Below are 14,657 nucleotides of genomic sequence, written 5' to 3'. Positions count from 1 at the left end.
AAAGCGTTTTACTAAAGCGGTTTACAAGCTCGATGGCGCAGGAACGAACTCCAGGATTGAAGGATGTTGCGAAAGTCGCCGGCGTCTCGGTGACGACGGTCTCTCGCATGCTCAATGGTTCGCTGGATCTTCCGGCCCTCACCAAGCAGCGCATCGAGAATGCAATCGCCTCCCTCAAATATCAGCCGAATCCGCACGCGCGGCGACTGAGCCGTGGTCGCTCCGACACGATCGGTCTCGTCGTCCCCGATATCGCCAACCCGTTCTTTGCGACCATGGTAGCGGCCGTGGAGGAAGAGGCAAACGACCGCGGGCTTGCCGTTTCGCTCTATGCGACGCTCAACCGCACCGGTCGCGAAGTCGCCTATCTCAAACTGATTGAGCATAATCACGTCGACGGCCTGGTGTTCGTCACCAACCATCCCGATAACGGAGATCTGGCGGCGCTTATCAACCGGACCGGCAAGGTCATCGTCGTCGACGAAGACGTTCCGCTTGCAGCCGTTCCCAAGCTCTTCTGCGACAACTTTCAGGGTGGTCATCTGGCGGGCCGTCATCTGGCTGAATTTGGCCATCGCCACGTGCTCTATGTCGGCGGCCCCGATGCGATGATCAGCACGCAGCGGCGTTTTAACGGATTGCGCGAAGGGCTGCGAGAGCGCTGTGGCGACGACATATCGATCAGACGCTACAGCGGCGAATATACTGTTGGCTGCGGGCGCGACATGGCGCGCCGGTTTCTGGACGAAGGCATGCCGGCGACGGCTATCTTTGCGAGTTCCGATGAAATCGCGATCGGCATGATCGAAGTTCTGCGGGAGAGAGGGATTGCGATCCCTGAGGATCTATCGATTGTCGGCTTTGACGACGTCAGCCCGCTGCACCTCTTTGCGCCCCCTTTGACCGCGATCCGGCAGCCGGTGCGCACCATCGGCCGTCGCGCCCTATCCCTTCTTCTCGAGACAAACTGGCAGGAGAGCAAATCGCTCGCAACCGAGGAACTCGTGCCAGTCGAAATCGTCGTGCGGAACTCCGTTGCGCCGCCGTCGACCCATAATAAGCAACGAGAACAAAACCAGAGGATGAGAACATGAAACAGATCAGACGTCGGGCGTTTACCGCCGCTCTTGCCTTCACCGCGCTCGCCGGTGCCACGCTCGGAGCCTCGCTTGCCCAGGCCGCCGGCAAGACCTATGCGCTTGTGCAGATCAATCAGCAGGCGCTTTTCTTCAACCAGATCAACGAAGGTGCCCAGAAGGCGGCCGATGCATCCGGCGACAAGTTGGTCATCTTCAACGCCAACAATGACGCTTCTGCCCAGAACAGCGCCATCGAAAATTACATCCAGCAGAAGGTCGATGGCCTGATCGTCGTGGCGATCGACGTCAACGGCATCATGCCGGCCGTCAAGCAGGCCTCGGATGCCGGCATCCCGGTCGTTGCCATCGATGCGGTCCTGCCGGAAGGCCCTCAGAAGTCGCAGATCGGCGTCGACAACGGCAAAGCCGGTGCCGACATGGGCGCCTACTTCCTCGACTATGTGAAGAAGAACATGGGCGGCAAGGCCAAGGTCGGCATTGTCGGCGCGTTGAACTCCTACATTCAGAACCTTCGCCAGAAAGGCTTCGAGGATGCCATCAAGAGCGATGGTATCGAGACGTCAGGGGTCGTCGACGGCCAGAATATACAGGACAACGCGCTCGCCGCTGCCGAGAACCTCATCACCGGCAACCCCGATATGACCGCGATCTACGCAACCGGTGAACCGGCTCTGCTTGGCGCGATCGCCGCTGTCCAGAGCCAAGGCAAGCAGGACAGCATCAAGGTCTTCGGCTGGGATCTGACCGCGCAGGCAATCTCCGGACTTGACGACGGCTATGTCGTTGCCGTCGTCCAGCAGGATCCTGCCGGCGAAGGCAAGGCTGCGGTCGAGGCTCTTGCCAAGCTGACCGCAGGTCAGAGCGTCGAAAAAAGCATCTCCGTCCCGATCACCATCGTGACGAAGGAAAATGTCGAGCCGTATCGGGCCGTCTTCAAATGATGAGTGACGACCGGCCTGTATATGCCGAAGCCGGGGAGGCGCAAGCCTCCCCGCGTTCCTCCGGCTTGTCCGCTCAAACGCCTGCTGTGTCGTTGCGCGGTATCAAAAAGACCTTCGGTTCGCATCAGGCGCTGCGCGGCGTCGATCTGGACCTCTTTCCCGGCGAATGCCTCGGCCTCGTTGGCGACAATGCTGCCGGCAAGTCGACACTGACCAAGATCATCTCCGGAACCTACCTTCCGGATGAGGGAACGATTTCGCTCGACGGCGAAGAGGTTCGCCTTTCCGGGCCTGCAGATGCCCGCGACCGCCATATCGAAATGGTCTTCCAGGATCTGAGCCTTTGCGACCACATCGATGTCGTCGGCAATCTGTTTCTCGGGCGTGAGCTGACCAGAGGTCCCTTTCTCGATCGTCAGAAAATGATGAGCGAGGCTCGCCGGATGCTGGATGCCCTTGAGATCCGCATCCCGCGCCTTTCTGCCAAGGTGGAGAAGCTGTCGGGTGGGCAACGGCAGGCGATTGCCATCGCCCGAGCGGCATCATTTAACCCCAAGGTCCTGATCATGGACGAGCCGACCTCGGCCCTGGCGGTAGCCGAAGTCGAAGCCGTGCTCGCTCTGATCAACAAGGTCAAGGCAAAGGGTGTGTCCGTCGTCCTCATCACCCACCGCCTTCAGGACCTGTTCCGCGTCTGCGACCGGATCGCCGTCATGTACGAGGGCACGAAGGTCGCCGAGCGGGACATCGCCAAGACCAATCTCGAGGATCTCGTCAAGCTCATCGTCGGGGGAGAAAGACATTGACCGTCTACACCGAACGCGCCAAGGGCTCGCCGATGGCCGACTTCCTGAGTGAAAACGCCCAGGTCCTGTCGATCGCCTTCTTCTTTCTGGCATGCCTCGTCTTCTTTTCGCTGACGACCACGACCTTCATGACGGCAGGCAATATTCTGAACATCGTGCGTCAGGCGGCACCCATCCTCGCCGTCGCGGTCGCCATGACGCTCGTCATCGTCACCGGGGGCATCGATCTGTCGGTCGGCTCGATGCTGGCGCTGATCAACGCTGTTGCTGCCATTGCGCTCGCCACCGGCATTCCCTGGCCGGTCGTCTGCCTCGGCATGCTCGCTCTCGGCGGCATCGTCGGCCTGCTGCAGGGCTGGTTCATCGCCTACCAGAATATTCCCGCCTTCATCGTCACCCTTGCCGGGCTTTCCATCCTGCGCGGCGTGGCACTCTATCTGACTCAGGGCTATTCCATCCCGATCAACAATGAGCCCGGCTTTTTCTATCTGGGACGCGGGGAACTCGCTGGCTTTCCCGTTCCGGCGCTGATCGCAATCCTGGTCGCGATCGTGGGATACGTCGTCATGGCCGTTACCAAATACGGACGGCAGATCGTGGCGGTGGGATCCAACATGGAGGCAGCGCGCCGGGTCGGCATGCCCGCAAAATGGATCGTCGCTTCGGTCTATCTCGTCTCGGGAATCGCCTCTGCACTGGCGGGCCTGTTGATCGCCGCCCGTCTCGGCTCCGGCTCCTCGAATGCTGCCGTTGGCTTCGAACTGCAAGTGATTGCGGCCGTCGTGCTCGGCGGCACCTCGCTGATGGGCGGGCGCGGCACCATGATCGGGACCGTCCTCGGCACCATGACCATTGCCGTCATCGGCAACGGCCTGATCCTGATGCATATATCGCCCTTCTTCACCCAGATCGTCACCGGCGCAATCATCCTGGTTGCCATCTGGCTGAATACCCGCATCTTCACCGCCAACTTCCGCTTGGCAGGGAGGAGGAAGAGCTGATGGCGACAAACGAGCTTTCGCCGGGCCATGTGCGGTCCGGCAATGTGATGACGGTCCAGGGGCCGGTTCCGGTGTCGGACATCGGCGTCACGCTGATGCACGAACATATCCTCAATGATTGCCGTTGCTGGTGGCATGCCCCGAAAGAAACCGAACGCCAATATCTTGCCGAAGGTTTCGTCTGCATGGAAATCCTCGGTGAGCTCCGGCAGGATCCTTTCGTCAACAAGCACAACATCACGCTCGACGACGAGAAGCTGGCTGTCACTGAACTCGAGGATTTTGCCGGTCTCGGCGGCCGGACGGTCGTTGAGCCGACATGCCAGGGCATTGGCCGCGACCCGCTTGCTTTACGGCGGATCTCCAAGGCGACGGGACTGAACATCGTCATGGGAGCCGGCTTCTATCTCGGCTCCTCGCATCCGCAAAAGGTTGCGGGCATGTCGGTTGGGCAGATCGCCGACGAGATCGTATCCGAGGCGATCATCGGCGCTGACGGCACCGATGTCAGGATCGGCCTGATCGGCGAGATCGGAGTGTCATCGGATTTCACCGCCGAAGAGGAAAAATCGCTGCGGGGTGCTGCTCAGGCACAAGTGCGCACCGGTCTGCCCTTGATGGTTCACCTTCCCGGCTGGTTCCGCCTGGGGCACAGGGTTCTGGATGTCGTTTCCTCCGAAGGCGGCGATCTCAGGCACACGGTGCTCTGCCACATGAACCCGTCACATGACGATCTCAACTATCAGTCGGAACTCGCCGCCCGCGGCGCATTTCTCGAATATGACATGATCGGCATGGATTTCTTCTATGCGGACCAGCAGGTGCAATGCCCGAGCGACGAGGAGGCGGCGCGGGCACTCGTCAAGCTCGTCGAGATGGGGCACACCGACCGTCTTCTCCTGTCCCACGACGTCTTCTTGAAGATGATGCTCAAGCATTATGGGGGCAACGGCTACGCCTATATCCTGCGTCACTTCCTGCCGCGCCTGAAGCGTCACGGTCTTGATGACGCGACCCTCGACATTTTCATGCGCGCCAATCCGCGATCGGTCTTTCAGGCCAGCGCCTGAGTGCAAACATAAAAAGAAATGGAAACATCATGACAAAGAAGGTTCTTCTCGTCGGCGAAAGCTGGGTCAGCTCGGCCACGCATTACAAGGGCTTCGATCAGTTCGGCAGCGTCACCTTCCATCTTGGCGCCGAACCGCTCGTCAAGGCGCTCAAGGGCAGCGCATTCGAGCTCACTTACATGCCGGCCCACGAAGCGGTCGAACAATTTCCTTTCGATATGGCAGGGCTCGATGCTTATGACGCGATTATCCTGTCCGATATCGGCGCCAATTCGCTGCTTCTTCCGCCTGCGGTCTGGCTGCATTCGAAGACCGTTCCGAACCGCCTGAAACTCATCAAGGCCTGGGTCGAGAAGGGTGGCGGCCTGTTGATGGTCGGCGGCTATTTTTCGTTCCAGGGCATTGATGGCAAGGCGCGCTGGCGCCGCACGCCAGTGGAGGATGTTCTGCCCGTCACCTGCCTGCCCTACGATGACCGCATCGAAATCCCCGAGGGTACCACGCCTGTTCTCGTCAAGTCCGGTCACGAGACCGTCGCCGGCCTGTCAGGTGAATGGCCGCTGCTTCTCGGCGTCAATGAGGTGGAGGTGCGCGAGCGCGACGATGTGGAGGTCATCGCGCGCCTGCCGGATGCGGAAGGCGGTCATCCGCTTCTGGTGACCGGCCGCTTCGGCAAGGGCAGAACAGCCGCCTGGACGTCGGATATCGGTCCGCATTGGCTTTCACCTGCCTTCTGCGAATGGGAAGGCTACGGGCGTCTCTGGAAGAACATTCTCGGCTGGCTGACGGAGGCGAAGTAGGCGTCAATCGCCGGCAAGGATGCCGGCGAGTTCCGCCTTGCTTGGGAAAGCCGAGCGCGTGCCCCGGCGGCTGACGGTGATAGCGGCGGCCGCGGTCGCATGATGGATGGCTCTGGCATCGAGCGTAGTGGAGCGAAGCGCGGCCGAGGCAAGTGCCACGGCCATGAACGTGTCGCCGGCGCCGGTCGTGTCGACGACCTCGGTGGCCCGGGCGGGAACGGTCGCAAGCACGTGATGTCCGCTTGCAAGGATGGCGCCGCTGCCGCCGAGCGTCAGGACGGTCTGTGACACTCCGGCTTCGGCCAGACGACGGATCGCTGCCTCGCCGGAGGATCCGGTCAGGCTTTCAGCCTCGCCCCTGTTGAGAAAGGCGATGTCGATAAGCGGCCAGAGTTCGGCGAAGTAGGGCCGAAGCGGCGAGGGATTGAAGGCGGTCTTCAGGCCACGGGATCTGGCCTCGGCGAGAATGCCGCGGGTGACGTCTTCGCTGAGATTGCCCTGCAGCACGACGAGGTCGCCGCTGATGGAGTCGTCAAGCGGGGCAAGCGCCTCCGACAGGGTCAAGGCTTCGGCCGATTCCGTCGTGGTGACGATGGCGTTTTCGCCGTCTGGCGTGGTGAAGATGATGGAGAAATCGCTGGTGCGGTTCGGGCTGGCCAACAGACGGGCATCCAGCGCCTCGCCGGCAAGCTGGTCGCGGATCGTCTGGGCGCGGAAATCCTCGCCAACGGCTGTGACGAGTGTCGTGAGAAGGCCGGTGCGGCCCATCACGACGGCCTGATTGGCACCCTTGCCGCCAAGGTCGCGGGTTTCCTCCCGACCGAGGATCGAGGCGCCCGCTTCGGGCATGGACATTACGGAAATGGTTTCGTCGATGGCGACGTTACCGATGACATAGGCACGCATGGCTGGCTTTCGGAAAGGAAAGAAAAATGCAGCAGATATCGGATAAGGCCACAAGCGCCATACGGGAAATATTCGGCACTGACAAGGCATTGATCGGGATGATTCATTGCCCGCCTTTCCCGGGTGCTCCGCGCTATCGGAGTGCTGCGATGGAGACGATCTACGACATCTGCATGCGCGACGCGGACGCGCTCGTCAAAGGCGGCATCCATGGATTGATCGTGGAAAATCACGGCGATATTCCCTTTTCCAAGCCAGAGGATATCGGCCACGAGACCGCAGCCTTCATGTCGGTTGTGACCGACCGCATCGCGCGCGCCGCCGGCGTGCCGCTCGGGATCAACGTGCTTGCCAATGCACCGATCCCGGCCTTCGCGATCGCGGCGGCAGGCGGTGCGCGCTTCATCCGCGTCAATCAATGGGCGAACGCCTATGTCGCCAATGAAGGCTTCATGGAAGGCCGCGCCGCCGAGGCCATGCGCTATCGCTCGGCTCTGCGGGCCGAGCATATCAAGGTGTTTGCCGACAGCCATGTGAAGCACGGCGCACATGCCATTACCGCTGACCGCACGATCGACGAATTGACCCGTGACCTGGCCTTCTTCGACGCGGACGTGGTGATTGCGACCGGCCAGAGAACGGGCAACAGCGCAACGATGGAGGAGATCGAGGAAATCGGTGCCGCCACTCATCTTCCACTGCTCGTCGGCTCGGGCGTGACCAAGGAGAATATCGTCGAGATCCTGAAGCGCACCAACGGCGTCATCGTCGCCTCGTCGCTCAAGGAGGGTGGCGTCTGGTGGAACCCCGTCGAGCCTGCCCGGGTAGCAGCCTTCGTCGAAGCCGCAAAACCCGGACTGGAGGCGTAACGATCATGGGCGGCACCCTCTCGCAACAGATGCTCGACGAAAACCGTGACGTCTTCGAAGCGATGGTTCACCATCGCTTCGTCGAGGATATCAAGGCTGACCGCCTTTCGAACGAGGCATTCGAACGATACCTCGTCTTCGAAGGCGCCTTCGTCGACACGGCGATTGCGATCTTTGCCTATGCTACCGCCAAAGCCGAAACCATCGCCCAGAAGCGGTGGCTGATCGGCGTTCTGGATGCGCTCGCAAACCAGCAGATTGCCTATTTCGAAAAGACCTTCGCGGCACGCGGCATCGATCCTTCCCGCTATGATACCGGCCGGGCCGATGTCGCAGCCTTCCGCGACGGCATGCTGGCAATTGCCCGTGACGGCGGTTTTCTCGACACGATTGCTGCCATGTTCGCAGCCGAATGGATGTACTGGACCTGGTCGACGGCGGCGAACTCGACCGCAATCGGCGATCCCCTGCTCAAGGAGTGGGTCAAGCTTCACGCAGAACCCGAGTTCGAGGCGCAGGCGCGCTGGCTGAAGGCTGTTCTGGACGAGGCGGGCGAGACCATGGCTCCTGCCGAGCGCACGCGGTTGAGCGCCATATTCGGGCGTGCGCAACGTCTTGAGATCGATTTTCACGAAGCAGCCTATTCCTGAGAGGTCGTGCGATGACTGCGGATATCGACATCGATGGCGCGCGTCTGCTGGGTCGCCTCGACCAGTTTGCCGAGATCGGCGCGACCGCGCGCGGTGGCGTCAATCGTCAGGCCTTGACCCGACTGGATCGGGAAGCCCGGTCCCTGCTGGCTGAGTTGGCCGCTGCGCGTGGTTTTGGCGTCTTCCAGGATCCCGTCGCAAATCTCTTCATCCGCCGGTCCGGTAAAGACGACCGGGCGCCGCCACTCTTGATCGGCAGTCATCTCGACAGCCAGCCAGCCGGCGGTCGTTTCGATGGCGCGCTCGGAACGCTCTCGGCCTTCGAGGTTCTCGAAAGCCTTGAGGATGCGGGTATCGAAACGGAACGGCCGGTCGAGGTTGTCGCCTGGACCAATGAGGAAGGATGCCGCTTCGCGCCCGGCTGCATGGGTTCGTCCGCCTTTTCGGCGGGCGCGATCCCAACTGCATGGTCCGAGCTTGTTTCGACCGACGGCGCATTGTTCGGCGCCGAGCTGAGAGCAACGCTTGAGGCTCTTCCCCAGGCTACGATGCGCGACCTGGGCATGCCGGTCCATGCGTATCTCGAGGTGCACATAGAGCAGGGGCCGTCGCTGGAGAAGGAGGATATCCCCATCGGCATCGTGACGGGTATCCAGGGAACGCGATGGCTGCAGGTGGAGGTGTCGGGTCAGACGGCTCACGCCGGCACGACGGCTCTTTCCTACCGCCGGGACCCTCTGCGCGCCATGATCTCGGCGCTGGACACGCTCTATTCAATTGTCATGCCGCAGGATGACCACGCCCGATTTACCGTCGGGCGCATCGAGGTGGAGCCGGGAGCGATCAACGCAATTCCGGAGATGGCACGCTGCACCATTGATATCCGCCATCCCGATTCATTGGAGATCGATCGGCTGAACGCGACGATCGAACAATGTTTCGAGGAACGCGTCAAGGCTCAGCGCTGCGAGGTTTTGTTCAAGCGCAGTTTTGACATGGCGCCGGCAAATTTTCCCGAAAGGCTGCTGGGGGTTCTGGAGAACGCCGCAGCAGTCGCCGGGCTGGGGACGAAAAGGATGGTGTCGGGCGCTTTCCACGATGCGCTCTTCGCCAATCGGATCGCACCTTCGGCGATGATCTTCGTGCCCTGCCGCGATGGTCTCAGTCATAACGAAGCCGAATATACTGCACCCGAGCATGTCGTTTCAGGAGCGAGAGTGTTGCTGCAGTCGACGGTCGAGCTTGCTAAAGGCTGAGAAGAATAGGATCTCTAACGACAGTCGAGGTCGGCGTCGCCGCACATAAGGGAGTGAGTCTCATTCACTTCCTCCCTGTAGAGAACTTGGCGTCGACCCTGTGACCACCTCGTCAGCGCAGCTTGAGGCGCGTGACCAATGCCTTCGAGCGGCGGATCGCCGTGAGGGCTGCTCCCACCGTTATCACGCCGAGACCGATTGTCAGGATCTGGTTCTGCCCGCCCCACAATGGCTCGAGAAGGGATGCCAATCCCGCCGCCGTGATCGTCGCCATCCGGTGTTGCTTGGCCATCGGGCCGGAGAAATCACTGGGATTGCCGGTGGCGCGGCTAAGTTCCCGGACATAGGCCGTCAATACGGCGAAGGCTCCGGCCGCCCAGCCGAGCCCCGGCATGCCGATGCCATATCCGACGCCCGCGAATATCATCAGGTCGGCGATGCGATCCGGAAACTCGTTCCAGAAAGGACCGTCAGCCTCTCCCTTTCCGCCTTCGACGGCGACCATGCCGTCGAACAGATTGCAAAGGAGGCGTGCCTGGCAGAATAGTACAGCCAGCAGCAGGTAGCCGGCGCGCGGCAAGCCTGTTGTCTGTCCCGCCAGATAGAAAGCAACGCCGGCGATGGCTGCCGCCAGTATACTGGCTTGCGAGATCTGGTTCGGCGTGATGGCTCGCGCGGCCATCCATCGGGCAATTGCGCCCGCCCAGCGGGTGTTGCGGCTCGCCAGAGGTCTCCGGTCTCCTGTGTCTATCATGCGTCGAAACCTCGTTTTGCGGAGATCGAATAGTTGTAGATCGCTGCATAAGTCGTCGATACCAGCAGCGGCAGCGCGATGGTCTTGATTATCTCCGGTGTGCCGCTTGCCGCATGGATCGCCACGAGAATGCTGGCCGAGCCAAGGCAGGCAATCAGCGGCGGCGCCCAAAATCGTGTTGAACCGCTGAAGCGGCTGGAAAGCCAGTCGATCACCGATTTCAGGAAAAGCGTCAGGCAGGCGGATATCGTCCCCTGCACGAGACCGGCATAGAGTGGCGCCGGCATGACATGAGTGCGATTGGCGAAGATGGCCCAGCTGCCCATCGCCAGAAAAGCGAACAGGACGTGGAACACGCCGCTGCGCAAAAGACGTTGCAGCATAACAGGCATCAGAGCGACCACCAGTAGCGGGTAAGATGGAAGAAGATGGGTGCCGAGAAGACGACGGAATCCAGCCTGTCGATCAATCCGCCATGGCCTTCGATGAGATTGCCCCAGTCCTTGACACCGCGGTCGCGTTTGATCGCCGACATGACCAGGCCTCCGAAGAAGCCCATCAACGTGATGACAAAGGCGAGAAGCCCTGCCTGAAGCGGTGTGAAGGGCGTAATCCACCAGAGGCCCGTTCCAATCAGGGTCGCGCTGACGATGCCGCCGACAAAGCCCTCGACCGTTTTCGATGGCGACAGTCTTGGCGCGATCTTCGTGCGTCCGAGCAGTTTACCCCAGACATATTGCAGGACATCGCTGAGCTGGACGACGATCACCAGAAAGGCAATCAACAGCACATTGCGGCCCTCGTATCCCGCTATCTTCAAGGTCAGCAGAGCAGGGACATGGGAAGCGCAGAAGACGCAGATCATCAGCGCCCACTGCACTTCCGCGATGCGAACGAGAAAGCGCTCCGTGTCGCCTCGCAGGACCGAGATAATCGGCATCAGCAGGAAGGCATAGACCGGGATGAAGATCGAAAAGATGCCATATTGTTCAGCCCAGAGCAGAAAATACTGGATCGGAACGACGACGAAGAAGGCTGCCGCAAGCGCCCAGTGATCCGCCCTTCTTGTATTGATGAGGGTTACGAATTCACGAAGTGCTGCGAATGAACAAAAGCCAAACAGGATCAAAACGCCGATACGGCCCGCTATGAAAGCGATACCGATCAGGATGACCATGACCCACCAGGCCTTGATCCGCGCGTTGAGGTTTTCGACAGCCGCGTTCGAACCGTTGGGCGAGAGGCGTTGCTGCAATATGTAACCGATGACCGACGCAACGATAAGCACGCCGAAGATCCCGGCTACGAGCGTCATAAGATCGGAATTCGCGCCACTCATTCCCCACCGCCTACAATGTTCGGAGACAGAGCCAGGAGAGCGGCCTGCATCCGTTCGAGAAAAACATCCTTGCCTTCGCCCGGCGCGATCTGCAAAGCGCTGCCGAAGGTAACAGTGCAGATCAGCGGTATCGGAACAATCTCACCCTTTGGCATGACGCGGTTCAGATTGCTGATCCAGACCGGCACGAGCTCGACATCAGGGCGCGCCGCAGCCAAATGGAAAATACCGCTCTTGAATGGGAGGAGCCGTGCGTCGGACTGGTTTCGCGTGCCTTCCGGGAAGAGAATGAGGGACGAACCGGCATCGATGGCCGAGGCCATCTGCGTGACGGGATCTTCCGTCCGCTTCTCCCGATCCCTCGCGATCAGCACCGCATTGAAGACATCGCTGCCGATGAAGCGATTGAGCCAGGACTTCAACCAATATTCGGCGCCTGCGACCGGACGTGCCCGATGCCGCAGTCTTGGCGGCAATACGGTCCAGACCAGAACGAAATCGCCGTGGCTGCAATGGTTGGCATAATAAACGCAGGGACGGGAGGGCAGGCCTTCCTCGGGCCACACGGCGCGGACCGCCGTGACCGCGCGTGCGAACAGTACGATGACCGTCGCCGCGGCCTTTGTAAGCAAAGCCTTCATTCACCACTCTATTGATGTTAGCCGGATCACGAATCAAAACTCTAGCATTGTGATTGGCGGAGGGAAGGCGCTTTGCAGGTTTTCACCCCAAAGGCGTAGGCCGGTGGCCTGGCTCCGACGTGGAGGACTTGCGCCGCGAGAAGATCTTCCCTTCTCCCGTCCGAACTACTCCTGGAGCGAACGCTGTTTTGCCGTCCGTCAGCCCTTGCCGCGATAGGCTTTCAGCAGAGCGACATTGGAGGCGTGCACATCCTCATAGGCGGGGATGTAGATCAGCGCACCGCTCTTCACATCCTCGCTGACTGCTTGAGCCAAAGGTTTGCTCCAGATCTCCGGCTCGGGTGCTTGGTCATTCATCGCTTCGACATAACGGATCGTCGCGTCGATGAAGGAAGGCCCATAGCCGCCGGCAAGAATCCGCTCCGGGTCGCCGTGGCAGGGAAGGATGCGGTTGATGGGGAAGGATCGCAGTCGCTTCAGCTCTTCGAGATGCAGCGCCAGGGCGGCGGGGTCCGTCATATAGGTGACGGTGTCCTCGAGCGTGTCGCCGGCAAACAGAAGCCGCTCCTTGGGCAGCCACAGGACCGTGGCGTCGGGGCTGTGAATATTGAACTCGTGAAGTTCGACAATGCGGCTGCCGACGGTGATCGACCGGCTGCCGTCAAACAGGCTGTTTGGCATGATGACCGGATCGATCTTCGGGAGGCGGGCGGCGATCCGCGGTTTTTCCGCTTCGAGAAGCCGCGCGGTCGCGCCGTTGGCGACGATGATGCAATCGGCAAACACCTCGTTGCCGGCAATATGGTCATTGTGGAAATGGCTGAGGATCACCGTGATCTTCGAGACACCCAGCGCCTCCAGATGGGCGCGGATGGCGCGGGCGTGGTCGAGGGTGATGTGGGTATCGTAGACCAGCGCCTCATTGCCGTCGACGATCGCATAGGAGGCGATGCCGAGGCTGAAGGCGCCGTCGTCGAGCCAATTAGGCTCTTCCGAATAGAGCCGCTTGCCGGCGATGCGCCCGTCGTAATAGGCGAATATGCCCGGATAGGGTTCGAATATCCGGAAGTCGTCAAGCATGCCCGTCATTTGGATTTCTCACGGATATTGGTTTCTACGTCATGACGACCGGGCGCTTTAGCGCGCCCAGGTCGCGTCCCAGAAGGACTGCGGGTCCTTCGCCAGCACGTCGGAAATCGTCGGCATCGGCCCGGGAATGCGTTTGCCCCCGGTGCGCTCGGTGAGTTCCGCCTTGGCGGCGGCGATCGTTTCCGGCGACGCCAGCAATGTGATCGCACCCATCGCAAGAGCTTCGGAGGCCATCAGCGGCCCCGGGCTGCTCGACGAATGTCCCGACAGTGCAGTCCACGCCCAGTGGTGGATCGGCACATTGTCCGGATAGGCCCAGTTAACCCGGCCGAGCGGGATCTGCCAGCTGATGTCGCCGTCGTCCTGGCCGTAATAATCGATGCCGGTGTCGAAATATTCGAGCTCGCGATGCAGCTTGAAGGGTTTGCCGGGGTCGCAGGCTGCGGAAAGCTGTTCCATCCATTCGATATCGGCATCGGTCCAGCGCGGCGGACCGATTTCCCTCAGGCACGCATCCAATACGCGGCCGACCGTGTCATTGCCGAGATAGCCGCGGCAATTGGCGATCTGCTCGGCCACCAGCTCGACACCGTGTTCGGCGGCGACCCGGCTATAGGTATCGAGCATCAACTGGTAACCATCCTGCACCATATCGAAGTCATGATGCCGGACGGAGGACCAGAGGCGCACTTCCTCAGGCGTCACGCCGGGGGTGATGCCTGCGAAGCGGTAGACATGTTTCAGTTGCAGGTCGGGCACATCTTGGCGAAGACGATCGAATTTCGCATAGGCAGCTTCCGCTGCAAGCAGCGCGTTGCGGGCGGCGGTCTTGCCGCCATGAGCGCTTTCGCCAATGAACTTGAATTCGCCGCTCGCCATGGCGTGGCAGGGGCGTGCAAGCGAGCCGTTCTGGTAATCGCCATGCGAGGTCAAAACCAGGTCTAGACCGTCGAATACACCTGCGGCCTGCAGTGCAAGCTTGCCCCAGCCGATTTCCTCGGCCGGGCAACCGACGATGACGATCTCGCCCGGCAGGCCAAGCTCGATCATTGCCTTGGCGGCCGCAATACCGGCGCCGGTATTGGCCGGGCCGATATGGTTATGGCCGCAGCCATGACCGGGTAGGCGCCGGTTCCCCTGTCGATAGGGAACCGCGTCATTATAAAGGCTCGGCAGGGCGTCATATTCGATCAGGATGCCGACTTTTGGACCTTCACCATTGGCAATGCGGGCGGTGAATGCCGTCGGCACGCCGCCGCTGCCGCGCTCGACCGAAAAGCCGTGCCGTTCAATGAAATCGCAGAGGATCGCCTGCGACTTGTACTCGAGTGCCGGCAGTTCCGGTACTTTCCACATCTCCGCAAAAAGCTGCTCGATCTCGGCGGCGAGGCTGGACCAGATGCGGCGCGTTTCGGTCTTCAGGCGATCCTGCATC

Annotated in this window: 16 protein-coding genes; 9 read left to right on the top strand and 7 right to left on the bottom strand. The window is 60.9% G+C overall.

Translation table 11 applies throughout. The features are described 5' to 3' along the window. Positions 1–32 precede the first annotated feature (32 nt). The 6 genes from ACK9YZ_RS28710 to ACK9YZ_RS28685 are packed head-to-tail and all read left to right on the top strand — an operon-like array spanning position 33 to position 5,718. The gene (locus tag ACK9YZ_RS28710; RefSeq protein WP_416066986.1) at positions 33–1,094 is read left to right on the top strand and encodes a LacI family DNA-binding transcriptional regulator; all 1,062 of its coding nucleotides are present in this window, start codon (positions 33–35) and stop codon (positions 1,092–1,094) included. Next, positions 1,091–2,041 (top strand): substrate-binding domain-containing protein, encoded by a 951-nt coding sequence (locus ACK9YZ_RS28705; RefSeq protein WP_183733805.1) that lies wholly within the window; start codon positions 1,091–1,093, stop codon positions 2,039–2,041. Before ACK9YZ_RS28710 ends, ACK9YZ_RS28705 begins: the two co-directional genes overlap by 4 nt. After that, complete coding sequence (locus ACK9YZ_RS28700; protein ID WP_416066985.1) at positions 2,038–2,847, top strand: ATP-binding cassette domain-containing protein; 810 nt, start codon at positions 2,038–2,040, stop codon at positions 2,845–2,847. The genes ACK9YZ_RS28705 and ACK9YZ_RS28700 overlap by 4 nt, the downstream gene beginning before the upstream one ends. After that, positions 2,844–3,848 (top strand): ABC transporter permease, encoded by a 1,005-nt coding sequence (locus tag ACK9YZ_RS28695; RefSeq protein WP_416066984.1) that lies wholly within the window; start codon positions 2,844–2,846, stop codon positions 3,846–3,848. The genes ACK9YZ_RS28700 and ACK9YZ_RS28695 overlap by 4 nt, the downstream gene beginning before the upstream one ends. Then, positions 3,848–4,918, top strand: coding sequence for a phosphotriesterase (locus tag ACK9YZ_RS28690; RefSeq protein WP_416066983.1), 1,071 nt, complete (start codon positions 3,848–3,850; stop codon positions 4,916–4,918). Before ACK9YZ_RS28695 ends, ACK9YZ_RS28690 begins: the two co-directional genes overlap by 1 nt. A gap of 29 nt (positions 4,919–4,947) precedes the next feature. Then, positions 4,948–5,718 (top strand): glutamine amidotransferase, encoded by a 771-nt coding sequence (locus ACK9YZ_RS28685; RefSeq protein WP_416066982.1) that lies wholly within the window; start codon positions 4,948–4,950, stop codon positions 5,716–5,718. A 3-nt stretch (positions 5,719–5,721) separates the two neighbouring features. On the opposite strand, the gene ACK9YZ_RS28680 is transcribed toward ACK9YZ_RS28685, so the two are convergent. Beyond that, positions 5,722–6,624 (bottom strand): PfkB family carbohydrate kinase, encoded by a 903-nt coding sequence (locus tag ACK9YZ_RS28680; RefSeq protein WP_416066981.1) that lies wholly within the window; start codon positions 6,622–6,624, stop codon positions 5,722–5,724. 26 nt (positions 6,625–6,650) lie between these two features. On the opposite strand from ACK9YZ_RS28680, the gene ACK9YZ_RS28675 reads away from it, so the two are divergent. The 3 genes from ACK9YZ_RS28675 to ACK9YZ_RS28665 are packed head-to-tail and all read left to right on the top strand — an operon-like array spanning position 6,651 to position 9,399. After that, on the top strand, positions 6,651–7,493 hold the full coding sequence (locus ACK9YZ_RS28675; protein ID WP_416066980.1) for a BtpA/SgcQ family protein: 843 nt from the start codon (positions 6,651–6,653) through the stop codon (positions 7,491–7,493). Positions 7,494–7,498: 5 nt separating this feature from the next. Then, positions 7,499–8,143, top strand: a complete 645-nt coding sequence (locus ACK9YZ_RS28670) for a TenA family protein (protein ID WP_416066979.1) — start codon at positions 7,499–7,501, stop codon at positions 8,141–8,143. An 11-nt stretch (positions 8,144–8,154) separates the two neighbouring features. Next, the gene (locus ACK9YZ_RS28665; RefSeq protein ID WP_416066978.1) at positions 8,155–9,399 is read left to right on the top strand and encodes a Zn-dependent hydrolase; all 1,245 of its coding nucleotides are present in this window, start codon (positions 8,155–8,157) and stop codon (positions 9,397–9,399) included. Between the two features lie 112 nt (positions 9,400–9,511). Here ACK9YZ_RS28665 and ACK9YZ_RS28660 read toward each other — a convergent pair whose 3' ends face one another. From ACK9YZ_RS28660 to ACK9YZ_RS28635, 6 genes are all read right to left on the bottom strand, one after another. Further along, positions 9,512–10,153: a CDP-alcohol phosphatidyltransferase family protein gene (locus tag ACK9YZ_RS28660; protein ID WP_416066977.1), complete on the bottom strand. Its 642-nt coding sequence runs from the start codon at positions 10,151–10,153 to the stop codon at positions 9,512–9,514. After that, a complete protein-coding gene (locus ACK9YZ_RS28655; RefSeq protein ID WP_416066976.1) occupies positions 10,150–10,545 on the bottom strand; it encodes a hypothetical protein in 396 nt (131 codons plus the stop codon). Before ACK9YZ_RS28655 ends, ACK9YZ_RS28660 begins: the two co-directional genes overlap by 4 nt. After that, positions 10,545–11,492: a phosphatidate cytidylyltransferase gene (locus ACK9YZ_RS28650; protein WP_416066975.1), complete on the bottom strand. Its 948-nt coding sequence runs from the start codon at positions 11,490–11,492 to the stop codon at positions 10,545–10,547. The genes ACK9YZ_RS28655 and ACK9YZ_RS28650 overlap by 1 nt, the downstream gene beginning before the upstream one ends. Next, on the bottom strand, positions 11,489–12,133 hold the full coding sequence (locus ACK9YZ_RS28645) for a lysophospholipid acyltransferase family protein (protein WP_416066974.1): 645 nt from the start codon (positions 12,131–12,133) through the stop codon (positions 11,489–11,491). Before ACK9YZ_RS28645 ends, ACK9YZ_RS28650 begins: the two co-directional genes overlap by 4 nt. A 198-nt stretch (positions 12,134–12,331) precedes the next feature. Continuing rightward, a complete protein-coding gene (locus ACK9YZ_RS28640) occupies positions 12,332–13,222 on the bottom strand; it encodes an MBL fold metallo-hydrolase (protein WP_416066973.1) in 891 nt (296 codons plus the stop codon). A gap of 48 nt (positions 13,223–13,270) precedes the next feature. Beyond that, positions 13,271–14,656: an amidohydrolase gene (locus ACK9YZ_RS28635; protein WP_416066972.1), complete on the bottom strand. Its 1,386-nt coding sequence runs from the start codon at positions 14,654–14,656 to the stop codon at positions 13,271–13,273. Position 14,657 lies beyond the last annotated feature (1 nt).

The sequence above is a fragment of the Rhizobium sp. ZK1 genome, assembly GCF_047782645.1.
Lineage (GTDB): Bacteria > Pseudomonadota > Alphaproteobacteria > Rhizobiales > Rhizobiaceae > Rhizobium.
Note: the sequence above shows the minus strand (reverse complement) of the source record. Positions and strands in the feature narration are given on the sequence as shown.